Genomic DNA, 25,213 nt, shown 5'->3' on the forward strand with positions numbered 1-25,213 from the left:
GCCGCGCTGAAATCCGGGCACTAACCGGATCCGTTGCAGGGTGCCGCCGACGCTAAGCGGCCTGCCTGCGTTGCCATCATGCCTACCACCGGCGCCCCTACCGGTTCGGCAAGCACCAGAGTGGTTCGAGGCAGCATTTCATCTACGACGCAATTTTAGCGGTCAAATGAGGTCGCGCCCCCTTTTGCGTACGTCCTCCGACCCAAGCTTCCTGCGAAAGCGCTCGGCCGCTGAGATGGTCCAGGCCGCGCGTCGGCGTTGATCCTCGTCCGCGGGCAATCAAATTTTGAACAGTCGCGAATGGCGGAAGGTACTCTTAAACGTGCTCTCACTTTCGAGACAAAGGGCTCCACCACTCCGAGCAACGAAGTCAAACTCGATAGTATCCGCGGTACCAGTCGACAAACTTGCTAATCCCCTCCTCGGCGCTGGTTGATGGCCGAAAACCAGCGTCGCGCATCAGATCGTCGACGTCAGCGTATGTCGCCGGGACGTCACCCGGTTGCATTGGAAGCATTTCTTTCGCTGCGACACGGCCCAACTTCTTTTCGAGCAGTGACACAACGTTCATCAGCTGCTCGGGCTTATTGTTCCCAATGTTGTAGATCTTCCAAGGCGCGCCGCTGCGCGAAGGATCCGGAGCATCGGTCGGGGCCTGTTGCCCTGGAGAAGGGGGCCGGTCGATCAGCCGGACGATTGCCTCCACGACGTCGTCAACGTAGGTGAAGTCGCGCGACATCTGCCCGTGATTGAATAGCTTGATGGGCCTGCCCTCCACGATCGCCTTTGCGAAAATAAACATCGCCATGTCGGGACGTCCCCACGGTCCATAGACCGTAAAGAATCGCAAACCCGTGGTCGGCAAGGAGAAGAGATGACTGTACGCATGTGCCATCAACTCGTTTGCCTTCTTGGAAGCCGCGTACAGGCTGATCGGGTGATCAACGTTGTCGTGCACCGAGAACGGCAGCCTCTTGTTCGAGCCGTACACCGAGGATGACGAAGCATAGAGAAGATGCCGACATTGCGTATGTCGGCAGCCCTCAAGAATGTTCATGAAGCCTTGCAGGTTCGCGTCGACGTAGGCATGCGGATTCTCCAGAGAATATCGCACGCCGGCTTGAGCCGCCAAATGCACGACATGGGAAAAGCGAGATTCGGAAAAGAATGGAGTGATTGCGGCGCGATTGGCGAGATCCATCCTAACGAAACGGAATGATGGAAGCTCTTGCAGCACGCGAAGCCGCGCTTCCTTCAGCGTGGGATCATAGTAGTCGTTGACAATATCGAGACCAATTACTTCCCAACCAGCCGACGCAAGCCGATGCGCAACGTGAAAACCTATGAATCCGGCGGCGCCGGTCACCAGTATCTTTTGATCAGTCATTGCGCCCGTTACCTGCTCAGGAGCTAAAGTCGCCAGATCTCTATCTCGGCTGGCTTGCTCACGCGGTCCAGCCGAGACTTAACGTCCATGACTAGCCCCCGCCCCTCTTTCAGTAACGACTGCAAGAATGGCCAGCCCATGTTGACGAAAGTGTCGTGCGCGACGGCGAGAATGACCGCGTCGGCCGATTGCTGCTCTTTGTAATCGGAGAGCACAATACCATACTCGTGGAGGGCCTCGGCGCGGTTTGCCCAAGGGTCGCTGATCTGAACCTTAATGCCGAAGGATTCCAATTCCCGCACAATGTCGACGACCTTAGAGTTGCGCAAATCCGGCACGTTCTCCTTGAACGTCACGCCCAGCACCGTGACAATTCCGCCGTGAGATCCCCTCTTCAGGAGGCGCCGAACACACTCTCGCGCAATCCGTGAACCCATATCATCATTGATGCGCCGGCCCGCCAAAATGACCTGAGGATGATACTTCGCCATCTCGGCGCGATAGGTCAGATAATATGGATCGACCCCGATACAGTGTCCTCCGACCAGGCCAGGTTGAAACGGGAGGAAATTCCACTTCGTGCGGGCAGCCGCCAGCACGTCGCCAGTATCGAGATCGAGCGCGTGAAAGATCTGCGAGAGCTCGTTCATGAAGGCGATATTGAGATCACGCTGCGTGTTCTCGATGACCTTGGCCGCTTCAGCGACCTTAATCGAAGGCGCTTGGTAGACGCCTGCCGTTACGACCTCACCATAGACCTCGGCAACGATCCTGAGTGATTCGGCATCCTGAGCGGAGACCACCTTCTGAATCGTCTCGAAGCGATGTTCCTTGTCACCGGGATTGATCCGCTCAGGGGAGTATCCGACATGGAAATCAACACCCGCTCTGAGGCCGGAGGCACGCTCAAGAACCGGCATGCACTCCTCTTCAGTTGCGCCGGGAAACACGGTCGATTCGTAAACGACAATGTCTCCCTTCTTCAAGGCGCCGCCAACGAACCTAGATGCGCTCAACAGCGCACGAAGGTCGGGCTTGTTCGCACCGTCGATTGGTGTCGGAACCGTCACGATGAAGAAGTCTGCCGCGACCAGACGTGTCGGATCGTCCGTGTATTCGATCCGTGTCGCATGCAGATCGGCCGTCTCGATCTCACGAGTCCGGTCTTCCCCCCGACGCAACTCGACGATCCGCTCTGCGCTAATATCGAATCCGATAACCTGATATCCAGCCCGACCAAACGCCACCGCCACTGGAAGGCCAACGTAGCCAAGGCCGATGACGCCAATGTTTCGGATAGTCGGCAAGCCGGTCCGCTCCCCACCAAAAAACTCCGCTGCAGCGTCTCGTTAGCTAGGAAGCCCCTCTCTTGCAATCCCCTTTCTTTTGGAGACGTGCCTCGCGCCAGCCGCTAGCCCTTGAGGCGGCTTACATTTAGAGCTAGCTATAGTATCACAAACCGGTTTGGAAGTCAGCTCGTCATGCCCAAAAAGGCACTAATCTTTGGAATATCCGGACAGGACGGCTCGCTGTTGGCCGCGCATCTCCTCAAATTGGGCTATACGATCCACGGAACATCACGCGACAAGGAACTCGGCATCTTCGCGAATTTGCTCCGGCTGGGTATCCGCGATCAGGTGACACTCCATTCCGTGGACCCTACCGATTTCGGCAGCGTGCTGCATGTCATTTCTGACACGACTCCCGATGAGATATACAATCTGGCGAGTCAATCCTCCGTCGGCCTGTCATTTGACCAACCGATTCAGACTCTCGAATCCACAATTTTCACCGCTCACAATATTGTCGATTCCGTCCATCGATTGAAATTGAGCTCTCGCGTCTACAATGCGTGTTCCAGCGAGTGCTTCGGCGATACCGATTTGCCTGCCGACGAATCGACACCGTTCGGTCCACGTAGCCCATATGGCGTTGGCAAAGCCGCGGCATTTTGGACCGTGGCAAATTACAGAGACGCACACGGGCTGTTTGCATGCTCGGGGCTTTTGTTCAACCACGACTCGCCGTTGCGTCCGCAGCGCTTTGTAACACGAAAGATCGTGTCCGGTGCCGCTGATATTGCCGAGGGGAAGACCGACAGCCTGCGCATTGGGAACCTGCACATCTCGCGGGACTTCGGCTGGGCGCCGGAATATGTTGAAGCCATGGCAATGATGCTCCAGGCCGACACACCCGAAGACTTCGTTATTGCAACAGGTCAAACCAATACGCTCGAGAGCTTCGTTCGCGAGGCATTCAGCTACTTCGGACTCGATTGGCGAAAGCACATCGACTTCGACGAAAGCCTACTTCGCCCGATCGATCTGAAGTGCAACTCTGCCAACCCTGCTAAAGCGAAACGGATTCTTGGCTGGGAAGCAAAGGTCTTCATGAAGAACGTCGTCAGACTACTGGCAGACGGCGAACTCGAATATCGCCGTATAGCGAAGGCGTGACTCTAACGTTTCCCTGGTCCTGATTCGCCTGTCTTAGCGAGATCCTAGAAACGCTCGCGCGGTGCGCCGCAATTCGTCATCGACACTGAAGGGCGGCCTCCAACCGAGTATCTTGCGAGCCTTCTGGCTGTCAACACAGAGCGAAAAACAGAGCCGCTGAGCCAACGCCCGTTGGCCTACCAATGCGGCCGCACCCTCCAATAGACTTACAGGAATGGGCAGCAGGCGAGCCTTTGTGTCGAGAGCCATCGCCAGCCTCCTCAGAAGCTCTGGTGTGGAAAGATCTTCGCCATCGCTGGCCATGAAGACTTCTCCGGCCGCCGCAGGATGCCGCAAGCAAGCGCAGATCAGGTCGACCATGTTGCCGACACCAATCAGACTGCGGCGATTTTCGATGCTACCAAGCGGCAACGGAACTCCGCGCCGCAGCCAACGCATCATTGATAGAAAATTCGCGCGTACGCCTGGCCCGTAGATCAAGGGCGGACGCAGAACGACGACCTGCATGCCGCTTGCGCGACTAAGTTCGAGCAAGCCACATTCGGCCTCCAGCTTCGACAGTCCGTACGGGTCTTGCGGGTGTGGCGTTGCGGTTTCGTCGAAAGGCGTGTCCGGAGCTGTGGATTCGCCGCATACCTTGACCGAGCTGAGAAACACGAAGCGGCGAACGCCGGCAGCCGCGGCTTGACGTGCGAGACGCAAAGTCCCGTCCACGTTGACGCAACGATATGCATCCAGTGCATTTGCATTATTTTCGCGCATCACATGCACCCGCGCCCCTAGATGGGCAACGACATCACATCCCGCGACCGCAGACCTCCAATCGAACGAGCCTTCCAGATCAACGTTCTCAACAACGTCGATTCCGGCCGGTAGGTTTCCTCGATTGCGATGGACACCGACGCGTAGAGGAATTCCATCGGCAGCGAGGCGACGGACGAGATGCCCGCCTACAAACCCTGAAGCTCCGACGACCAAGATCTTCATTGCACCGAAAGCTCGGAATAGATCGCAATTGTCTGGGCAACGACGATCTCCTGAGAGAACTCCGCCTGGACGCGCTTTCGACCTTGCGCTCCCATACGACGTCGCTGCTGCGGGTCTGCCAGCAATTGCGCGATGGCCTCGGCGAGCCGGCGGACGTTGCCAGCGGGGACAAGCAGACCGTTGATACCGTTGGTCACGATCTCCCGGCACCCCGGCACGTCATAGGTAACGATGGGGCACTCGCCGGCGGCGGCTTCGATCAGGGTCTTGGGAATCCCTTCGCCGTACGTGGTCGGCAGACAGACGATTGCAGCCTCACGGATGATCTCAGGGATGTTGTCGCGATGTCCCCACCACTCGACAAGTCCATCTTCGTGGTATTGCCTGAGAACGGCTTCAGGAATGCTGTGCGGGTTTTCGGGGTCCGGCGCGCCCGCGAGCACCAACCTTGCAGTCGCGCCCTCTTTACGCAGCTGAGCTGCGGCTCGCACGAAATCCTCGACCCCCTTCTCCTTGATCATCCTGGACGCCAGAAGCACAATGGGCGGCGAACTCTCGCGGCGTATTTGGGAAAAATCTGCGAGATTGACACCAGATCCCTTGACGAGACGTATCTTCTCCGCTGCAACGCCGATGTCATCGGCTAATACCCGTGCGTCATCCCTGTTCTGGACAATCGTCAACGCCTGCCGCTGCCTCAACGCATATCTTAATAACGGAGCGATTAGGCGGCGAAGGGTCTGCGCATAGACTGCCTTGGACGAGAACACGAAGCCCAATCCCGCGACGTTATTGACAATTGCGCTCACACCCGCGAGCCGTGCCGCGACCGAACCGTACAAGACGGGCTTCATCGCTACGTGATGAACGATGTTCGGACGATAGCTTCGGTAGAGCGTCACCAGTTCAGCGATGCTTGCCAGTTCGCGAAACGGATTTCGGCTGGAGCGCCGCATGCGCTTGAGGCCGATGGGCGTGAATCCTTCGCGCACGATGGCATCCGCCTTCTCGCCAAGACGCGTTGCCACGTACACCTCGTAGCCGGCGGCCAGCGCCGCACGGGCGATCGGCAGGCGATGAGAGACAAAATACCAGTCCTCTGTCACGACGAATAGCAACCGCTTCCGATTGAGAACAGACGCCTCCTTCACGCAGGCCTCATGATCACGCGGATTTCGCAAACCATGAAGTCCTCATCGGCAAAAGCCCGAAATTGCGGTGCCATCCGATCACGAGCCAGCGGCACTTTTGGCCATCGTTGCTCAGAGATGACCTCGACCCTAAATCCGGCCGCCTCCATCAGGTCGATCATTTCCCGGGGACGAATGCGATTGGTGTAGAAGCCTGAGGTTCGGAAGGCCTGGGTCTCCCAAACGTCATCTCCAAAGCGGAGATTGTTTAGGCCGCCTCCCAGGTGATCGCGAAAATCGATGCTGTGAACACCGATCCCCCCCGGCGCCACGATCCGGCGCAGTTCCTTCATTAGAGCTGAAAATTCGTCGCGATAGATGTGCTCAAGCACCACCTGAGACCAGGTGAAATCAATTGACTGGTCGGGAATCGCCCTGAGCGACCTCGTGCCGTCCGTCAGATATACGATGTCGTATTCGTTCATCGCATCTGGAAGGGTTGTCGACTTCAGGGGGGCGACAATCCGGCCGCGCGAGGCAAGCAACTCGAGAAGTGCGCGGCAGCCGGAAATGTCGGTTTCGGCGAAAGGCCCCGCATCCGCAAGCCATGCCTTTTCGGCACCGAACGCGCGGGCGACGAAGCCCGAGAGGACTGAGTCTCCCGGTCCAAGCTCGAGGGAGTGAAACTTCGCAGGAACTCGGCCGTTCTGCACAGCGGACTGAAAATGGCTCTCGAACGCGGAGATCGCGCGCTCCGGAACCATCATCTCGCCATGACGAAACAATCCGATGCGTTTCCAGAGAGCGTAGGGGACAGGCAGGCGCGCGAGCCCAAGCTTGATGCCCAGCTTGGCCCACCACGGCACGTAGGAACTCAGACCCATTGCCTTGCCCGCTCAAGCCACAGGTCGAACATCAGCACGGTCCAAAGCTGACCGCCGCGGTTGACCCGGCCGACCTGATGTTGCTGCCAGTTGTCCCCGATAGCTTGGCGATCGAAAAACTCGTCATTACCGGAGGACAGACAATCCGATGCCCAGCCTTTCAGCGGACCACGCAACCAGCTATCGAGCGGGATGCCGAAGCCCATCTTGGGGCGTTCGAACAGCTCACGTGGCACATAACGTTCCAGCAAACGGCGCAGGATGTATTTTCCGGAATGATTCCTGAACTTGAACGAGATCGGAATTTCCCACGCAAATTCCACCATCCGGTGATCCAGGAGCGGCACGCGCGCCTCGAGTCCGACACGCATACTTGCGCGATCGACCTTGGTCAGGATGTCGTCCACGAGATATGTCGACATATCCCAGGCCATTTGCTCCGCGGTCGCAGGAACGTCGGGCGCCAACGCCAAGGGAGCAGATCTTGCAAGACCAACGCCGTCCGAGGAAACCAAAACGGTTTCGGGATTGGCCCATTGCGACACCAACCTGCTCTGAAGTTCGTACAAGGTCGAGGATGCGAGCACCGAGGCGACTTTGTGGATCTTCTGCCCCGGTAGCGCGGGTTGCAAGTGCGGCGGCAGGACGTAGCTCAGCGCGCGAAAAGCGGCGTCCCAACTGGCGGGCGAAGCGGAGGACAAACCGGACGCGGCCATGCGGCGCAGCGCATGGGGAAACCTCGTCAGACGTTTCCAATAGTCGGCGACGAACAAATAGCGGTTGTAGCCGCCGAACAGCTCGTCGCCACCGTCGCCGGACAGCGCAACCGTCACCTGCTGTCTCGCGAGTTTAGAGACAAGAAAGGTCGGTATCTGCGAAATATCCGCAAAAGGCTCGTCATAGATGTCGGGGAGCGAGGGAATGACTGCCATCGCATCTGCATCCGAGACGTAAAGCTCGGTGTGGTCGGTCTGAAGATGCTTAGCGACGTCAGCAGCGTATGGGGCTTCGTTGTAACTCGGATCGTGAAATCCGATTGAGAATGTCTTGGTGGCCCCACCGCCGACGGCCTGCATGATGGCCGTGACCGAACTGGAATCGATGCCGCCGGACAGGAACGCTCCCAGCGGCACATCTGAGATCATGTGCTCGGCGACGATGCCACGCAGACGCTGGTCCAGCTCTTCCAGCACCTCCTCTTCGTTTGGACGTTGCCTCGACATGCCACGAGCGACAACCTCCGGAATCGACCAGTAGGCTGTCGGCTCGCCGGCATGACCGTCGCGAAACCTGAGAGTGGTCGCGGCGGGCAACTTGTACACGCCCTCGAAAATACTGAATGGCGCCGGAACGTAACCGAGGCGCAAGTATTCGGACAAAGCCGGCGGTGAAACTGCAGGAAGCTCTCCGCGCTGCACCACGATCGGGCGCAGCTCTGAGGCGAAGATAAGCGTTCCGTTCACGACGCTATAGTACAAAGGCTTGATGCCGAGCCGATCGCGCACCAGCACTAGGGTATGGTGGCGCCTATCCCAGACGGCAAGAGCAAACATTCCGGCACACCGCGAGATCGTCTCATCGATACCCCAATGTTCAAAGCCCGCAAGGATGACCTCGGTATCCGAGTGACCATTGAATTGATGGCCCTTGGCCTCGAGTTCTCGACGCAGATCGCGGTAATTGTAAATTTCGCCATTGTACGTCAGCGCATAACGGCCGGACGCCGAGATCATCGGCTGCGCTCCAGCGGACGACAGATCGATGATCGAAAGCCTGCGATGGCCGAATCCGGCGCGACCGTCATCACTGATCCAGTGGCCATCACCATCCGGGCCCCGATGCGCGAGCGCATTTGTCATCTGGACCAGAATCTGGCGATCGATCCGACCTGCCTTGCTGCCCACAATTCCGATGATGCCACACATTATTGCGTTTCGGATTTTTGGCGCGGAGTGATTGACGCGAGGATCGACGCGAACTTCGCAGCAATGGCAGACCACGACAATTCGCTCATGGCGTGGGCCTTTGCCGCCGCGCCGCAACGCAGCCGCAATGCCTCATCATCGACGAGCCGACTGAGTGCAGCAGCAAGCGCGGCAGGTGTCGGGGCAGCTGCCACGAGACCGGTCTGCTCGTGCAGGACCTGCTCGGCTAGCCCTCCGACGGGAGTCACAATAGCCGGAATTCCGGCCGCGCCCGACGTTGCAAGTACGGCGGACTGGCTCGCGCCGCGGTATGGCGCAACGACGATATCGATACCCTCAAAGACTGCACCGACATCCTCTTCGGGGATCCACCGATTATCAACGAAGACGTCCTCAAGCTCGGCTAACTGCGCCCGATACGGCTCGATATCTCCGGGACCGATGATGCGAAGCTCAACAGCCTTGCCCTGGCGCTTCAAGATTTTGTACGCTTCGAGGAGGATATCCAACCCCTTGTAGGGCAATAGGCGTCCGAAAAAGAGCAACTGGATCGGACGCCCAGTTGGCGTGGACGTCGGGCTTCTGGTTTCGGCATACGGGAAGACCCCCAGAGGGGCGATCCAAACGCGGTCGGCAGGAAAACTGTTGTTCGTAATAACCGACTTCTGCGTGTACTCGGTTAGCGCAATAATGCCGTCGCTCGCCGCGATTTCAGTGTCGAGCATCCATTTGCGGATAGCGATGTCGTCCCCCGCATGCGGCTTTGGATCATGCAGAACGAAAACGTAAGCAACGTCGCGGGGCCTGCGCCACAGTGTCGGGACATTCCACAGATGGCTCATGGTGCAGACCACCACCGAAATGTTGTGCTCGCGCACATAGCGCCAAAATCGACGCCGAACGATCGGCACGCGAAGCAGCGCGAGGATACCCGACGAAACGCCAGTGTAGGTATCGACGTAATGACTCGGCAATCCAAGGGCGTCGAAATCTGCAATGATGTCCCCTTGCCGCGACAGCGACATATGCAACTCAAGCTCCGGACGCTTCCTTAGCTCGCGCACCAACTCGTAAGTGTACCTTACCCCACCGCCCCGTCGTCCCCAATGCCAGATCAGCACCTTGCGGGGCGTTGCCGCAGAGTTGGCGTCGACCAAGCCCGTTTTTTCTGAAGTCGCCTTATTCACTGTGACATACCGCCAAGCGGCGGGCCCCGAAAGACCGACATTTAGGAATACCCCTACCCGTGCTTGTAGGATCCGCCCTCAACCGGCCAGCATCCCCGCCAAGTCTCAATATTTGACCTTCGGCCTCCTGTCGATGAAGACGTGGGCGATGATTGGCCGGCCCGCAGCCCCCTAGGATTCAGACGGGTATCGCCTTGCAATCAAACATTGCTGTCGTACCAAACAGTTTTCCCCGTCCAAAAAGGAATTCAATCGACACGACCTCAAAGCCCGCCAGCTTGAGAAAATACTGAACCAGCTCGTGATTTGGCACAAATATGTGCTGATCATATAGAGGGTGATTATCGTTCCAGTTTGGCCCAAAAAATCCACTAAACCGCCCCGCTACCGCATAACCAACAATACTGCGCCAGTTATGAACGTTTGGGAAGGTCATAATTAAATGGCCACCGGGAACTGTAAGGCGTCGAGCTTGAACTAGAAATTCGTAAGGATTTACGAGATGTTCCAGTACTTCCGTGGCAGTCAGTACGTCAAAAGTCGCTCCGCCAAACATATCGGCCCAGCCGTTACGACTGAGATCAACACATTCCACTTTTGTTGCAGTGGGGGGCACAGTCACCTTCCAACCCACCCCAGTCAACTGCGTGAAGCCGAGATCACGCAGACGAGCCAGCAACTCCCCGTCTCCGCAAGCTAGGTCGGCCACACGCACTCGTCTGTTCGATGAAATTTCCGCCACCCTGGCGCTAACGCCGGCCCGGATAGCGAGGCTGTTTGGATCATTCATAAGGATCGCGCCTTCCACCATATATGTCTAACTGCCATAATCATTCCGATCAGCGCCCGCGGTACTTCATGTTTGTGCAAGACCTCTCCAAACTCTCGCATGCTGATGCCGAGGTTGGTTGCGGAGATACCCGTCTGGCACATGACCGTCATTTCAAGCGGGATGTGATTGGCAGGGTATCTGCGAACCAGTCTTAAGATCATGTCGTGATCCGCCGCCACGCGAAAATTGGCATCGTAAAGACCGAGTTCTTTGTACTGCGCGGCCGATACGATCAAAGCCGGATGCGGCAGAAAGGCCGAAAAATATAGCGGCCATCTTCTAAAAGAAAATCTCTGAGAAATGCGGCTGCCGTCGGGATTAGAACGGATAATGTCGCAGTAATTGATTGCGTCTCCGCGTAGACGCGGAACAATGCGAGCCAAGACGTCATCAGCCGCGTAATGATCGTCGGAGTTCAGCAAATGTATCCAACGTCCACGCGACATCGCTATTCCCTTATTCATCGCATCGTAGATGCCGCGGTCAGGCTCAGAAATCCATCGGACGCTTCCACCGTACTCCCTTAGAATATCGATCGTACCGTCGGTGGAACCGCCATCGACAACGATGTGTTCGAAACTGCGAAAGCTCTGTCGTCGGACGCTCTCAAGGGTGGTCCGCACAGTAGCAGCACTATTGAAGGTCGCAGTTACAATCGACAGAAATGGAACGCCAGGACCTTCGGCCGATGCGTTCGTTTCGTCAGCTCGGCTGCCGCCTGGCATCATCTCATCCTCGACCGGAATCCAGCCACCCCCATTTGTCAGACGCATTAAGAACGTCCTCGCGCTCAGGCCGATGGGATCTACACATCTCGCGACTGTCTTTCGGCAGAGCCCTCCGTCAGCGAGTTCGCGGCTGCCGCGGCAGCAAGGACTAAAATAACAGAGTAATATCCCCACCATTGCGGAACATAGGTTCCATTAGCCACCGAGGCGGCCCCGTAGCAGAGTAGACAAAGCCAGATCGTTATAGCGTGTGGGTGTGCCCTGGAGAAGGATCGCACAAAGAGCCGCAGCGCGAGCCAAACAAAAAAGGTGACGCAAGAGATGAGCCCAAAGACACCAGTATCGATCAGCAAATTCAGGATCGTAGTGTGAGGCGATGGATATCCGCTCCGCACGTATCCTCCGACACCCGCCCCGTAACCAAAGAATAGATTCAGAGCTTCTAGAACTGAGGCGGGAAGCATCGGCGCGAGCGGCGGGATGTAGAAAGAGGCTCCGGCTTCTGACGAATGCAGCGATTTTGCTAGGCTCAACGCATTACGTCCAAACACTGGCAAGGCCTCCACAGCGGCCTCGATCAGGCCGGAGCGGTCACTCATATAGAAAAAGTTGCCTTTTAGACTTAGCGTAGCGGCACTTGCATCTCCAAGAGCGGAGCGAACAGCGGCAGGAAACGATTCGAAATAGAACGAAAGGTAAAAGGAGATAGCGATCGACGGCAAAATAATGAGGGCGCTCAATCGAGTCTTGGGCTTCAAAAGGAAGGCTAAGACCAGACCGATCAGGACAATTCGAGCCGTGCGGCTACCAGTCATACCGACCAGCCACGGTGCCATTTGCAGGTAAACCCAGCCGAGACACGCTCTGATCTTACTATTGCCCCAGCTCATCCATAGCAGAACCAGCGGCATCGCTGCGACGAAGAACATTCCGAGATTGACGGGGCCTGGCATCGTCGACTTGTATCGGTCATAAAACGCAAGTCCGAACACAGTGTCGGCCCCATCCTCGAATGGCAAAATGAAAAGTAGCGGCAATGATACGATAGCTATCGCGCATTGACCAATGGCGCCCCAGGAGAGTCCTTCGACTAACCCTTCGACGGTACTCCAACGTGAATTTCCCGCACGACTGACGCCAGAAATCATTACTGCAAGAGCCGTGAAAAAGATCAAAAATGAGATGCCGACCTTCAATTGCCAGACATTCTGATAGAGGAGGAAGTTGATTATCGTCGAAGCCGCGCAGACAGTAACGTACAAAGCATAGGTGCGCGCAAAACCTGGGGCCTTTTCTAAAGGGAACATCATCCCGTAAAGTAGAGCGGCTATTGCACTCAGGATGACTAACAGATGACCGTTGTCACGAATATAGGGAATCAAAGGAAGTTCAGGCATGAGCCCGACGACAGAGCCCAGCCCAAGCAGCCAAAAGCGATCTTTTCGGAAAGCAAAGAAAAAGATAGATGGAATTGCAAAGGCAGCGAAGAAAGCTACTCTGATCCACAGCGGGATAGTCTGATCGAGTGTTTCTCCCGAAACGGACTTCACAATGAAGCTTGACCGAACCACGGCCCAAAACACGCTTGTGAGGAAGAGCCAGGCGGAAAGAGACAATTTTTCGACGCATTTGGCAGACGATGCTGGCTGCAGAAAGGCGATAGCCGCAGATATGAGCTGCCTTGGCACAACGGCGACAACAGACTCACGAGGAACCACGGTTTCGAAATTTCGGCCCATCATGTTTCCGACTCGCCCAATGCTAGGTCACGAACGGGTCTCTTGATTGCCCGGTGCTGCCATTTCAAGTAAACGTAGCAAGACCAAAGCAACGGCGACAAATCTTCGAGGCCCGACCGATGCCGGTCGGCAAATCGTCGAATTGCGGCACCGTCAAGCAGATTCTGGGCTGCGGATAATTCCACCAATTCGTCTCGCATACGCCCGTTCTTCATCCACTTGCGAATGGGTAATAAAAAACCTCGCTTTCGGCGCTCCAGAATTTCAAGTGGAAGGAGATCTCGAAAGCTCTCGCGCAGCAGATGTTTACGACGGCCGCCCATTATCAGAAAGTTTGCTGGCAGATTCAGCGCGAATTCGACCAAGCTGGAGTCAAGGTATGGAAGGCGAACCTCCAAGCCATGCTGCATGCTTGCAAGGTCGACCTTCTTGAGCATGTCTGCAGGTAGATTAAATTCGATATCTAGGGCGAGGAGATCATGCAGTGAGCGTATCGGACGCTCCTTTATCGGCAAATCATGGGCGCTCTCATTCGCTAGGCCGAGCGCGGTCAGTTGGTCCGCGCGCGCATAAGAGCGCCAGGAGAGATACTCTTCCATCGGCGAGCGACGAAGATTCTTATGAAACAGTGCAGCTCCTCGAAGCACTGGGTTGTTGATCGCAACGGGATTGCCGATAGAAGGAAGCTGAGTAGCTAACGCCTTGAGCCAAGGCGGCATGCGTGCGCTCCACTGCATGGCAGAGTACGTTCCATAACCGGCAAATATTTCATCGGCGCCATCCCCGCCGAGAATGACCTTCTCAGTAACGTGAGAACAGAGAAACGCTGTCGGAATAAGCGACGCGTCAGCGTACGGTTCGCCAAGATGCGCTAGCGTCCTATCAGTGAAATCCGCGAGCTTCTCCTCGTTGAGATCAATCACATGGTGTTCGAGTTGGGGGTAGCGGGACGCGAGTAGCTTCGCATATGGCGATTCATCGAACTCAGGCTCGTTGGGAAAGCCAATCGAGTAAGCTGCGATTCTTTGGCCAGTGGTTTGCGCTGCGATACTCGATACAATCGATGAATCCAGCCCCCCACTAAGGAAAGTTGCGACCGGAACGTCCGATGCCGCAAACCGCTGGCGGACAGACGATGTAAGACGACGACGCAATTCGGATTTTGCGTCCTCAAACGACATCTCTCTATTGCGTCCAAGACGGTGGCTACCGAAAGGCAAGTGGTAATAGCATCCCTCGCGATGCTCCCAGCTGTCGAGATCAAGCTGCAGCCAATGGCCCGGGCGGAGCTGTCGCATTCCCTTGAAAGGAGTATAAGGCGCAGGCAGGTAGGAGAAACGGAAAAACAGCGGAAGACTTGCCTGATCGATGTCGAGGCCGGATCCCGACAGAACCTGAATAGCTGGAATTTCCGAAGCAAACAAGAGTCTGTGGTCGTCATGAAGATAGACCATCGGCTTTTCGCCGAACCGGTCACGGACAAGCGTCAATCGGCGTTCTTCTCGATCCCAGACGGCAAAGGAAAACATTCCTTCAAGCGAGTTCAAACAATCGAGGCCGTCTAATGCAAACGCCGTAAGAAGCACCTCGGTGTCTGAGTCAGTCCGAAAAATGCATCCCCGACCTTCAAGATCGGCGCGCAATTCCCGATAGTTGTATATCTCTCCGTTGAATACAACACTGAACGGCCCAGCGTGCATGGGTTGGGTCGAACGAGGGTCCAGGTCGATGATACTTAAGCGTCGATGGCCTAGAAATAGTCCGGCCTCGAAATGTTCGCCAGATGCGTCGGGCCCCCGATGCGCAATAGCCGCGAGAGATGAAGCGCAACGCACGGCAGGGGCTTGTGCTCTTGGATCCTTCCAAAGACCTCCTACTAACCCGCACATCCCTATCCCGCCAGCAAACTTGCGTAGAGCGCGTGATATCGAGCAACATTGGCCTTTGTCGAGTACTGCTCTTGAACGCGTATCCTCGCCTGATTACCCATCCATTCCCGCAGCTCGACATCATCGATGAGCGAGATGATCCTGTTAGCCATATCCGACGGGCTTCGCTGCACGACAAATCCGGTTTCCCCATCGATATGACATTCGCTTACACCGGGAGCATCCACCACTACACTCGGCAAACCAAGCGCCATAGCCTCCAGCACCGCGTTGCTCATCCCCTCCACCTCGGATGCGTGAACGAAGATATCGCTGTTCACCATGCGACACTGGATATCGGAGACATGACCGAGAAACCGGACTCGGCTGCTGATACCTAGCGCCTCAGCCTGGCCCATCAAATTGCTCAGCTCTGGACCATCTCCTGCGACGATCAACTCGACATTCGGCCGTTCGCGAACAAGAATTGCGAAAGTATCCAGCAAGAATGCCTGCGCCTTGTGCGGCAGCAAGCGAGCCGACGAAACAAGGGTTGTGGTATCTCGACGAAACTCCTTCTCACAGCGGGCGGTTGCATCGACAAACGCCTCCCAGTCGATGCCGTTTTCAAGGGTCACCGCTCTACCATCAGGAACGAGTGTCTTCAGCGAAGCCACGGTTGCGACCGAGACGCCAGCGACTACTTGGAAAGGTCTATATAGAAGCTTGAAAATCGGATGCGATCCAGCTTTCGATTTGGTGCCTCTGTGAACATAAACAAAGCGTATACCAGGCAAGAACCAAGCTGCGAGCCAACAGGCTGCTGCACCCTGTATTCCGTGCGCCACGCAGATCCGATAGTCGCCTACCGCCAACAGATATAACATTCTTAGCTGAAGAATAGGCAGCAGCAACAACAGCAACAGCATTTCGTTGCGAAGCTTAGGGAAAGCCTTCGCCTTGAGTCCTATGACCCTTTTCTGACGCAAATTTGGAATCTGGGCGAAATAGTCGGCGCAATGCGGATTGCAGTAGATCGAGAAAAACGTGTTCTCGTATAGGGAGGGATCCTCCTCCCTAAACAATCGCGCTAGTTGGCGCTCGCCTCCATGGACACCGTAGGTTCGTAAGACATGGGCAATCGAAACTGGCATAGCACGTCTTACACCAGCTCTAACAGCGGTTGAAGTATGATCGGCGGAAGGCAGATAACTGTGGAACCCACCGCCCCTCCTCGCTGGATTCAAGTGAAAAATAGCCTCTGTTGGGTAATTTTGTCAATTTCGAGCGTGCCGATTTGCAACAATCTCCTCAAACAGGCTTCCGTACCGACGCGCGCAAACCAGAATGTCAAACCGCTCAATAGCACGAGCGTGCGCGGCCCGACGCATCTGGCCATCACCAGCACGATCGAGAAGGAAAGCTATACCCCGCGCCAACCCATCGGTATCGCCGATCGGCGATAGATGGCCGTTGATTTCATGGTCAATGGCGTCTGGAATGCCTCCCGTAGCAAACGCCGCAACTGGAGTTCCACACGCAATGGCCTCCAATACTACGTTGGGCAGATTGTCTTCAAGAAATGGGGCAGCAAGCAGATCGGCAGCGGAATAAACGCTAGCTAAAGCATTCTGGCCATCAATGCGTCCCAAATGGCAGACGGGAAACCTCGCTATTTGTTCCTGCCCCGCGAACTCGTTGCCGCCAAATGTTACCAGAGTAAATTGATGATCGCTAAATGCTGCCAGCTTCTCCAGTGCGGTTCGAAGCTCAGCATAGCCCTTTCGAGGGTCAGACGTTGCTCCGAGCGCACCGAATACGACTATGTGCCCATCAGCCGGCAGATTGAGCCGGGCACGCGCAGCAATGCGATCTTCGGGACGAAATACCTCAAGATCCACTCCGGTGGGAATGTGTTCAATGCGCAGTCGACCGAAAAGGTGAGAGCGCCGAGCAAGGTCGGCAATCCATCGACTTGGGGCGACAATAGTCAGATCAAGATTGCGATATCCGGCCTCACGCAATCGCATTCCGGATCGCGATAGATCTTGATCCGACGCGCTCCCTAGTTGAGGGCAGGAGCCACAAATGCCCTCAAACTTCGTGCAGCTTCCGGGATAGTGGCATCCGCCACTAAACGGCCAGATATCCGATAACCGCCAAACTAGCGGCTTGTTTATCGCCTGAAGCTGCGGCGCCCTGAGGAAGGCCCCGGCAATCCAATGAAGACACACGACATCGGCACGAGACAGCAAACACGAATCTAGGCGACCGTAGCTGATGCGCATCGGAGAAAAAGGCATGCCGTTTCGGTTCCGGTATTGCCTCAAGCAGCGTGCGTTGAAGTACGCCACGATGTCGCTGACGAAATCACCCACGCCTGGCAAATGTGCCGGCACAATGGAAGGATCATTTAGGTGGCTGCGGCCGCAATGGAAGACCGAATCAACGCCCGCGCTCCGCAGATGATTGTGAAGGCGAAATGCAGCCTTATTCGCTCCGCCTTCGCTGTCGGATTGGGCGACGTGGACGACGCAGAGCCGATCGACCGCCATATCAGGCGCGCGCAACGGCGATCAGAGACTGAGGCTTTCGGAGGCGAATCAGAATCTTAGAAGCGAAATATCGCAGGAGGGACATACCATCTGGTTTGTCCCCATCAAAGGTTCGCGTCTCGGTCCTGATATCCCGAAAAGCGTGTGCAGCCAAAGCCGCTCGCAGCGTCCCTTGAGACCAGCTTCGCACATGCTGCCAGCGATGGAGAATCGTATTCGAAACCGGACAATAGACCATATTCTCTTCCAGATTCTCTTCGTTGGGTGTCGTGACGATTAGAATGCCTCCCTTCTTCAGAAGCGCGTGCACCTGATCGAGCGTCTTGGCCAGCCAGCAATCATCCAGGTGTTCAACCACCTCAATCAGAAAAACGGCGTCGAACTTTCTATCCTCCGCCAAAAGCTCGTCGATCGTGGCAAATCCCAGGAAACGCTTTCGATCCTTGATAGTGACCGCAGACCCAATGGTGTCAGGCGTTATGTCCGCCCCTTGCACCTCGAATCCTGCATCGAGTAGATGCGGGAGCAAATGACCCGGACCACAACCGTAGTCGAGCACCGTTGCTCCGATAGGCAGCAAACGCTTCGCATACGCGGCAAGGCTCCTACCCTTCTGGTGGCTGAAATAGCTTTCGGTGAACTGCGAATGATACGCCCAAAAGTGAGATAACGTGGCGTCATCCCAGACCAGATTTGTCGGTCGAGATGGAGAGGTCATCGCGGCACACTAATTCCGTGAGCTCTAACGGCATTGCACTGAGGAGCCAAGTAGTCGATTTCCTCAGATCGCTCCGCCCAGCGCGCAAATTCGTCAAGATCGCCGTTACGCCGGATATCTGCGTCGCTCGCAACGACAGGCACTAGATTCTGAAACAGCGGGTCACAAACATCCGTTCCGATCTCCGTCTTAAAACTTTTATAGACCCACGGGCGCCTGACGAACAGCGCGTGAGCGTGGACCCTCGCAAGGTGGACCTTCGCAGGATCGAGGCGCGGCACCCGCTCAAGCTTGTTAAGCGTATCCAAATAGCTTTCGCGAGACGAATGATCTTCAGTGAAACCGAAGCCCGAATAGCGCCCCGTTCCCGCGGTTATGACCGGCACGCCAAAACAAGGCAGCTCGTATCCAATGCTGCCACGGACTGTAATCCCGACATCGGCCATTCGGAACACGGAAAGCGTACTGAAGCGCGTGTCGGGCGGAAGCAATTTCACGTGGGCTGGCAGGTCGCCGATACTCTCGCGGATGAGGCGCAGCTCTCCATATTCGCCCGACACGCCTGAAAGCTGCCGCTTCCATATGTTGGCGGGGTGTAACTTGATGAGCCAGTTCATTCGGGGGTTAGCGGCCGCGGCCCTCACCGTTTGGGTAAACCAGTCGCCATAGTTCTCGAAAATATCCTTGCCGTAGAACAAATTCGCATCCCACAGGACGTGCGAGAATAAAACCGCTACTGACCTTTCGTCGAGGCCCAACTCCTGCCGAATCTCAGCCTCTGTCACATCGACCGTTGCCGGCTGGTTGCGGGCCTGAACTTTCCACACCCCCCCATAACGCTTCTGGAACTCATCATCGAGTTCGGCCTCCTGCTGTGCCCCCCAAGGCTCTCTCAAAATCCGCTCCAGCGTTTCGCGGGTGATCGAATTGGGATGGATGCGGCGCGTTTCTCGCGTGAGCTTCTTGTGAATCAGGGCATCTTCGCGAGAAGGCTGATTGAACTGGATCGTGGAAATGCCTCTCTTGATCGCGACATCAACAAACGGCCCGAGCGTGTGGAAGTTCGGTTCATTGACGAGAATGAGAGCGGGCTGAAGTTCCGACAAGCATTTCTCTGCGGCGTGCACGAAACCGACGGATTCCTTCAGCTGCTCGAGGATGGCGTGACGCACTTCAGGCTTTCGTGGATCGGGGGCACCATCGAAACCCCGCCGGGACACGGACGAAAGCAATTGCGGCCCGATCCATGCGTCTCTGTACCGCCATTCCATGACCGACTGGAAATCCAGCGGCATCTCGCTGCGGCGCCGCACCTCCGCAATCGCCGCCGCCCGCGCACCTCTAACGTTGACCAGCTTTTCGAACGCAAGAAAATCGACGACACCGAAGGCTTCGTACAGACGCTTCGCGTGAGTGTAGATGCTCGACGTCAACACTTTCGCGCGCCAGCCCCTTCGGCGCAACGCCAACACCTGCATGCACTCCAGTTTTGCCGCGTAAGTATTGTTCGTCATGCTGAGTATCAGAACAGTCCTGGCATCGGCCTGAGGCAACGGCAGCTCACGCGCAAAAGCCATATCGACAAACGTACGGCTTTCCTCGTTCTTCAATCGGCGATAGTCGCCATTTGTCATCCGCTCGCGCAAGTCCGCGAGTCTTTCCGCGACGGGACTTCGACGCAGATATCGAACAAGCGCATTCATCGGACGAAATCCGTGCGTAATAGATGATCTGCCAACCGGAGGTCTTCCGGCGTATCAATGTCGAGCGAGGAAAGCTCGTCCATCTCGTAGCCGACAATTGTCTCTCCGTAGAGCTGCCCGGCGTCGAGCACTGAACTGCGAACGATCAGTACGGCTGGCCCATTCCGCGCATAAAGACGTTCTTTTTCCTGCCGCGACGTCTTTCCGATGCCTCCACCGAAATACGGCGTGAGAAGCCCATCCTTCTCCCGCATTTGTCCTTCGGGAACGAAGCGATGCGGCACGTTCACCACGCTCACCAGCGTATGCGCCTGGGTCTCGCGGAATCTTGCGACGCTCTCGCGAACATGGTGCGCACGACGAAACGGCGAGGTAGGCTGCAAGAGCACAATCGCCTCGATCGCCTCTCCCGCCCGGCGCATTTCGGCAAGACAATGCTGCATAACACCAAGCATCAATGCGGCGTCTCCCGCGAGGTCCGCAGGCCTAAGAAAAGGCACGTCGAGCCCCAGCGCCCGTCCCGCCTCAGCGATCTCGTTGTTATCCGTCGATAGTACCGCGTGATCAATGACGCCCGAGAGCAACGCGGCCTCTGCAGTCCAATCCAGCAAGGAGCGTCCCCCGCAGAGCGCAAGATTCTTACGAGGAATGCCCTTTGAACCACCACGGGCGGGTATGAGGGCCACAAGGCTCATTCGATATCAGCCTCGCGATTGCCAAGACGTTTCACGCTCAGTACGTGATGCATTTCTGGATTTCCACCTTCTCGACGGCCAAAACGCTAGCGATCCTGGGGCCAGCCGATCCATCACCGTAGATCGGATTCATCGCGTACCGGCCGTGCTCAAGCTGCTTCGCAATAGCATTTGAGATCTGCTTCTTGTCATAACTGACTTCGATGACGTTATCGCCTCGGTCACGCATGTTCTGGCGGGAACCGATGTTCACGACTGGGGTACCGATGTAAGCTCCCTCTCTTATCCCGCTGCTCGAATTTCCGATGAGACAAGCTGTCGAGTTCATGAGGTTGACGTAAATGTCGATGGGCAAGTTCTTGAAGAAGTGCATACGGTCGTCGAGCTTCCGCTCGCGCCACTTTCGGATGCCGCGCGAGATATCATCCGAGCCTGCGTCTGCATTTGGCCACAGTACGACCGCCGCGAGCCCCCGCTCGCGCACCGCCTCCAAGGTCATCGTGATTTGCGCCTCGCCGTCACCATATTCCGTCGTCACAGGATGCTGGGAAACGAGTGCAAACGGCTCGTCGATCGAAAAGCGCTGCCCTACACCATCATCAAACAGATGATCGAATATATTCTCGATTGGATTTTTCAGAATGTCGGCTACCAGGTCGATGCGCGGACAGCCAACCATGTGGACGTGTTCCGGTCGCTCGCCAAGCCTTACAATGCGCTCCCGCGCCCCCTCACTCGCCGGAAAGTGGATATGCGCGAATTTTGTCACTGCATGACGAATGCTTTCGTCGATCGTGCCACTCACCTCGCCACCCATGGTGTGAGCCACGGGTATATTCATGTAGGCAGCGGCCAGGGTCGTCGCCATCGTCTCGAAGCGGTCCCCGACGGTTAGTACCACATCGGGGGCGAGTTGCTCGAACAAGGTTGGTAGTTCGAGCAGACCGAGCCCCGTCGACTTGGCCATAGTCGAAGGCGTCTCTCCTTCGATCAGCATGGTCACCCGGGCATGCGGGGTAAAACCATCCTTCTCGATTAAATTGACGACAGAACCATAGCGATCGAGCACAGCAGATGCAGCCACGATCAATTGCAACTCAAGAGCCGGATGCTGCTTGATGGCACGCATCGCCGATTTTATTGAACTATAGTTTGCGCGGGACCCGACAACTACGCAGATCTTCTTCTTGCTCACGCAAAGTCCTCCTCGCCGAACTTGTGATCCCGCGGCAGGGACCGCGCCAAGCGCCGGCCAATAAACTCCCGGTACCGGGCGGCGGGAATTCCGTCTCCCGGCTTCTTGAACGCGAAGTGCTGTTGTTGAATTTCGGTCCCCTCGGCGAGGTCCGCGGCAGCCACAATGCTCTTCTCGAAGATCCGCTTCATCTCCAGCACAGAAGACAAATCGTCCTTCTCCACCGGAGAAGCCATCATTCGCGCCGTGAATTTCAACTCGCTACAGAGCAGCTGGAATTGATCCGGCTCCATGCTATGCTTGGCATCACTCCCATACATCAGCTTCGAGAAAGTGAAATGCTTCTCGACCACGGTGGCGCCGAGCGCAACCGCGGCGATCGCAGCGGCAAAGCCCAGGGTATGATCCGAAAACCCGACAGGAACGTCATAACGTTCGCGCATTTTCAGCATGACATTAAGGCCGACCTGCTCTGGTTGACACGGGTAGATCGATGTGCATTGGAGCAAGGTCAGCGCGCAGGCCGAACGAAGTATCGCAACCGCGGAGTCCAGTTCGTGCCAGTTGCTCATACCAGATGAGAGGAACACCGACTTCTTGGTCTGCGCAATGCATTCCATCAATGGCAAATTGCTCACCTCCCCAGACGGAATCTTGTATGCACTGACCCCGACACGCTCCAGTAAGTCAACTGCTTCGAGAGAAAACGGTGAAGACATGAAATCGACTTTGCGTTTCTTGGCCAGCTCCGCAAGTCGTCCCCATTGATCAACGGAGAAGCCCGTTCGCCGGAAATACTCCGCGCGCGGCTCCGCGGAGAAATACGACGGCGAAGGCGCATCCACTAGTGTCTCGGCGTCGGCAATGTGAGTCTGAAACTTGACCGCATCCGCGCCACAGTCGGCCGCCGCCTCTATTAGACGACATGCATTTCCGAACGATCCATCGTGAACGGATCCGATCTCTGCAATCACGTAAGGCATTTGGCGGCCGATGGTCATGGCGCGAGCTTTCGAAACAAAAGATGAACACGGGGGCGGCCTCCGCTTACCGAACTTTTGGGCCACAATCAAGCGAAGTACGGTATTGACCCATGCGGAGTTCCTCTTTTGGAGGAGAAATGGTGTTTTGGAGGTCACGCCTGCACTCGCCGAGGGCAGATCAAGTAACGAGGTCGCTGCTACCGCGCCGCGGGCCTCTATTTGGATCCGCCAACCGGCTTCAGCTCCAATTCTGGAATTAAAAGGAGGAGGCCGATCCAGAAAGCAAGGCCAGATTGCCGGCGCCGCAAGTTCGCCAAAATTTGTATAGGTGGCGCGCAGCATGGCATTGCGTGCCGACGGCGGATCTGGCGAGCCATCTAGTCAACAAAATATCGACTACGGGCAGGAAGTTCTGCAACCGCGGCGATATCGGCGGCATCGATCCGCGCAAGCAGCAAAGAATCAGAGAGGCTGCGATTGACCGCGCGTTCCATTGTCATTCCGGCGACATAGCCGGCCTCTGCGGCCAAATCAGCAATGGTGCGGTTGACCGCGCCGGGATTGCCAAGCGGGTAGCTGACCGCACTGACATTCGTCCCCGTGACCTCTTCGAGAAGCTTCCGCGTTCTTTGCAATTCAGCGCCGGCCTCTGCGAGTGCCATTCTGGCCAGGGGGGCATGGCTCCAAGCATGTGCACCGATCATGCCGGGCCCGGCGAGAGTTCGTATCATTGACGGATCGAGATAGAAGTCAGTAACAAATCTGGATTCGGGAATGCCCGCCTCTGCCAGCAGAGTATCAGTCAACCGTGAGGTAAACTCGGGCGGCATCTGGTAGTTCAGGAAATACTTGAGGCGCGCGGTTTGAACGCCGTCATACCGATAGCTTTCCTGCGCTTTTTTGAGGTCTACCGCCAGAAAATCCGCATGTTCGGGAAGACGTTCGATGTGGGCGATGATCGTAGGGTCGCCGAAACTGGCCCGGAGATAGTGAAGCTTGTGAACTGTGGCCGCGCGCGCCTCGCCGATTGGGCTCCCCAGCACGAAAAAGGCCGCCGGTATCCGCTCCTCTTCGAGAACCGGAAGCGCGTGCTCAAACTGACAGCGGAGTCCATCGTCAAAGGTAACTAGACATGCTCGTTCGGGCAGGTGCTGATTGCCGCGAGCGGCGCGAACAAGATCCGGAAGCCCGATCATATCAAAATCTCGAGCGAGCCCACGGAGCCTTTCTCGAAACTCGGCCGGCGTCAGTCCATGAATGCCGTCGAACGGGTATTTAGGCATGCCGACGTAGTGGAAGTTGACCGCCAGAAACATTGAGGGCCTCACCGCTCGATCCGAATTAGTCGGACCGCTGCAGTTTCGTGGCGCTCCCTCCGGTGCAGCCACTCGGCGATAAATCCGGCTGCTTCAAGCGCCCGAACCCTTTTGATCGCCTCGCCATTGAAGTCCCTTCGCCGATAGAGCGTGCCGCCGGCCCATTGTGGAATGGGAGTTAGCTCCTCGCCGCCGGCGAGCGCGTCGAGGGCGTCAAGCATGAGCTCTGCGGAAACCACCACGGACTTGAGGCCGAGCGTATGCAAGCCATCCGTAGGGTCGATGGAAGGGCGACCGTGCGCGATGATTCCGCCCGTGTCAGTCCCTGCATCGATCGTGTGCAGGGTCACGCCGACCAGTTCCGGGCGTTGATCGTGAAACGGCCAGAAGTTGGTGCCGCTCCCGCGGTAATAGGGCGACAAGCCTTGGTGGATGTTCAGCAGTCGGTTGGCTGGGAGCATCCCGAGAACCGGCGCTTTGATCAACCCGCAACCGAACACGGCTATTGCCTCGGGTTGGGCGCGACGCAGTTCCGTAAAGACCGCGTCTGTATTTAGGCCCCCCCGATCAACCGTGATCGTTTCGGATCGCACACCACACCAGGCATGGTCCGGAAAAAAGGCATCCTCGGCCCCGGCGAGGCGACGAAAGTGATCCGCAATCAGGTCCGCGTCCTCTCGGCCCGCATAGGCGTCATCAAGGCCCTTCTGTTCCCTGACGATCACTGCGAGATCGTGCCGTTCCTGGAGGCGCCGTGCGAGATAGGCATGCCGGCGACTGGTGCTGGTGAGGAGGGCTATGCGCATTGGATAATGGGGGATTCTAGCAGACCGGCGGGCGTTACCGATATAGCAAACTCGGTTCTGGGACAGGAAGTGGCGTATCGATCATTTTAGAGCCACGGGGCGGGCAATCCGAGGAACTT

General features: G+C 56.6%; 21 protein-coding genes. 1 reads left to right on the plus strand and 20 read right to left on the minus strand.

Features of this window, described 5'->3' with window-relative positions:
• Nucleotides 1-370 precede the first annotated feature (370 nt).
• Both DCM79_RS18045 and DCM79_RS18050 read right to left on the minus strand, forming a co-directional pair.
• On the minus strand, nucleotides 371-1,387 hold the full coding sequence (locus DCM79_RS18045; RefSeq protein WP_257175637.1) for an NAD-dependent epimerase: 1,017 nt from the start codon (nucleotides 1,385-1,387) through the stop codon (nucleotides 371-373).
• A gap of 23 nt (nucleotides 1,388-1,410) precedes the next feature.
• Nucleotides 1,411-2,685, minus strand: coding sequence for a nucleotide sugar dehydrogenase (locus DCM79_RS18050; protein ID WP_373568137.1), 1,275 nt, complete (start codon nucleotides 2,683-2,685; stop codon nucleotides 1,411-1,413).
• 183 nt (nucleotides 2,686-2,868) lie between these two features.
• On the opposite strand from DCM79_RS18050, the gene DCM79_RS18055 reads away from it, so the two are divergent.
• Nucleotides 2,869-3,843: a GDP-mannose 4,6-dehydratase gene (locus DCM79_RS18055; protein WP_257175639.1), complete on the plus strand. Its 975-nt coding sequence runs from the start codon at nucleotides 2,869-2,871 to the stop codon at nucleotides 3,841-3,843.
• A 33-nt stretch (nucleotides 3,844-3,876) separates the two neighbouring features.
• Here the strand turns inward: DCM79_RS18055 and DCM79_RS18060 are convergent, their stop codons facing one another.
• The 18 genes from DCM79_RS18060 to DCM79_RS18145 form a co-directional block, all read right to left on the minus strand.
• Entirely contained in the window at nucleotides 3,877-4,830 is a 954-nt protein-coding gene (locus DCM79_RS18060) for an NAD-dependent epimerase/dehydratase family protein (protein WP_257175640.1), read from the minus strand.
• Nucleotides 4,827-5,981, minus strand: coding sequence for a glycosyltransferase family 4 protein (locus DCM79_RS18065; protein WP_257175641.1), 1,155 nt, complete (start codon nucleotides 5,979-5,981; stop codon nucleotides 4,827-4,829). The genes DCM79_RS18060 and DCM79_RS18065 overlap by 4 nt, the downstream gene beginning before the upstream one ends.
• Nucleotides 5,978-6,844 carry a class I SAM-dependent methyltransferase gene (locus DCM79_RS18070; RefSeq protein ID WP_257175642.1) on the minus strand — a complete coding sequence of 289 codons (867 nt, stop codon included), beginning with the start codon at nucleotides 6,842-6,844 and terminating at the stop codon, nucleotides 5,978-5,980. Before DCM79_RS18070 ends, DCM79_RS18065 begins: the two co-directional genes overlap by 4 nt.
• The gene (gene asnB / locus DCM79_RS18075) at nucleotides 6,835-8,769 is read right to left on the minus strand and encodes an asparagine synthase (glutamine-hydrolyzing) (RefSeq protein ID WP_257175643.1); all 1,935 of its coding nucleotides are present in this window, start codon (nucleotides 8,767-8,769) and stop codon (nucleotides 6,835-6,837) included. Before asnB (DCM79_RS18075) ends, DCM79_RS18070 begins: the two co-directional genes overlap by 10 nt.
• Complete coding sequence (locus DCM79_RS18080; RefSeq protein ID WP_257175644.1) at nucleotides 8,769-9,926, minus strand: glycosyltransferase family 4 protein; 1,158 nt, start codon at nucleotides 9,924-9,926, stop codon at nucleotides 8,769-8,771. Before DCM79_RS18080 ends, asnB (DCM79_RS18075) begins: the two co-directional genes overlap by 1 nt.
• A 208-nt stretch (nucleotides 9,927-10,134) precedes the next feature.
• Complete coding sequence (locus DCM79_RS18085; RefSeq protein ID WP_257175645.1) at nucleotides 10,135-10,746, minus strand: bifunctional 2-polyprenyl-6-hydroxyphenol methylase/3-demethylubiquinol 3-O-methyltransferase UbiG; 612 nt, start codon at nucleotides 10,744-10,746, stop codon at nucleotides 10,135-10,137.
• Nucleotides 10,743-11,561: a glycosyltransferase family 2 protein gene (locus DCM79_RS18090; RefSeq protein ID WP_257175646.1), complete on the minus strand. Its 819-nt coding sequence runs from the start codon at nucleotides 11,559-11,561 to the stop codon at nucleotides 10,743-10,745. Before DCM79_RS18090 ends, DCM79_RS18085 begins: the two co-directional genes overlap by 4 nt.
• Nucleotides 11,562-11,593: 32 nt before the next feature.
• Nucleotides 11,594-13,258, minus strand: coding sequence for a hypothetical protein (locus tag DCM79_RS18095; protein WP_257175647.1), 1,665 nt, complete (start codon nucleotides 13,256-13,258; stop codon nucleotides 11,594-11,596).
• On the minus strand, nucleotides 13,255-15,144 hold the full coding sequence (gene asnB, locus DCM79_RS18100) for an asparagine synthase (glutamine-hydrolyzing) (protein WP_257175648.1): 1,890 nt from the start codon (nucleotides 15,142-15,144) through the stop codon (nucleotides 13,255-13,257). Before asnB (DCM79_RS18100) ends, DCM79_RS18095 begins: the two co-directional genes overlap by 4 nt.
• Nucleotides 15,145-15,146: 2 nt before the next feature.
• Nucleotides 15,147-16,277 carry a glycosyltransferase family 4 protein gene (locus DCM79_RS18105; RefSeq protein WP_257175649.1) on the minus strand — a complete coding sequence of 377 codons (1,131 nt, stop codon included), beginning with the start codon at nucleotides 16,275-16,277 and terminating at the stop codon, nucleotides 15,147-15,149.
• Between the two features lie 123 nt (nucleotides 16,278-16,400).
• Nucleotides 16,401-17,678 carry a glycosyltransferase gene (locus DCM79_RS18110; protein ID WP_257175650.1) on the minus strand — a complete coding sequence of 426 codons (1,278 nt, stop codon included), beginning with the start codon at nucleotides 17,676-17,678 and terminating at the stop codon, nucleotides 16,401-16,403.
• Between the two features lies 1 nt (nucleotide 17,679).
• Nucleotides 17,680-18,396 carry a bifunctional 2-polyprenyl-6-hydroxyphenol methylase/3-demethylubiquinol 3-O-methyltransferase UbiG gene (locus DCM79_RS18115; RefSeq protein ID WP_257175651.1) on the minus strand — a complete coding sequence of 239 codons (717 nt, stop codon included), beginning with the start codon at nucleotides 18,394-18,396 and terminating at the stop codon, nucleotides 17,680-17,682.
• A complete protein-coding gene (locus tag DCM79_RS18120) occupies nucleotides 18,393-20,099 on the minus strand; it encodes a hypothetical protein (RefSeq protein ID WP_257175652.1) in 1,707 nt (568 codons plus the stop codon). Before DCM79_RS18120 ends, DCM79_RS18115 begins: the two co-directional genes overlap by 4 nt.
• Complete coding sequence (locus DCM79_RS18125) at nucleotides 20,096-20,794, minus strand: cytidylyltransferase domain-containing protein (protein WP_257175653.1); 699 nt, start codon at nucleotides 20,792-20,794, stop codon at nucleotides 20,096-20,098. Before DCM79_RS18125 ends, DCM79_RS18120 begins: the two co-directional genes overlap by 4 nt.
• A gap of 37 nt (nucleotides 20,795-20,831) precedes the next feature.
• Nucleotides 20,832-21,989: a UDP-N-acetylglucosamine 2-epimerase gene (gene neuC / locus DCM79_RS18130; RefSeq protein ID WP_257175654.1), complete on the minus strand. Its 1,158-nt coding sequence runs from the start codon at nucleotides 21,987-21,989 to the stop codon at nucleotides 20,832-20,834.
• Nucleotides 21,986-22,990 carry an N-acetylneuraminate synthase family protein gene (locus DCM79_RS18135; protein ID WP_257175655.1) on the minus strand — a complete coding sequence of 335 codons (1,005 nt, stop codon included), beginning with the start codon at nucleotides 22,988-22,990 and terminating at the stop codon, nucleotides 21,986-21,988. Before DCM79_RS18135 ends, neuC begins: the two co-directional genes overlap by 4 nt.
• A gap of 359 nt (nucleotides 22,991-23,349) precedes the next feature.
• The gene (locus tag DCM79_RS18140) at nucleotides 23,350-24,288 is read right to left on the minus strand and encodes a polysaccharide deacetylase family protein (protein ID WP_257175656.1); all 939 of its coding nucleotides are present in this window, start codon (nucleotides 24,286-24,288) and stop codon (nucleotides 23,350-23,352) included.
• A gap of 8 nt (nucleotides 24,289-24,296) precedes the next feature.
• On the minus strand, nucleotides 24,297-25,094 hold the full coding sequence (locus tag DCM79_RS18145; RefSeq protein ID WP_257175657.1) for a formyl transferase: 798 nt from the start codon (nucleotides 25,092-25,094) through the stop codon (nucleotides 24,297-24,299).
• Nucleotides 25,095-25,213: the final 119 nt, after the last annotated feature.

This window comes from Bradyrhizobium sp. WBOS07, assembly GCF_024585165.1.
Classification (GTDB): Bacteria; Pseudomonadota; Alphaproteobacteria; order Rhizobiales; family Xanthobacteraceae; genus Bradyrhizobium; species Bradyrhizobium japonicum_B.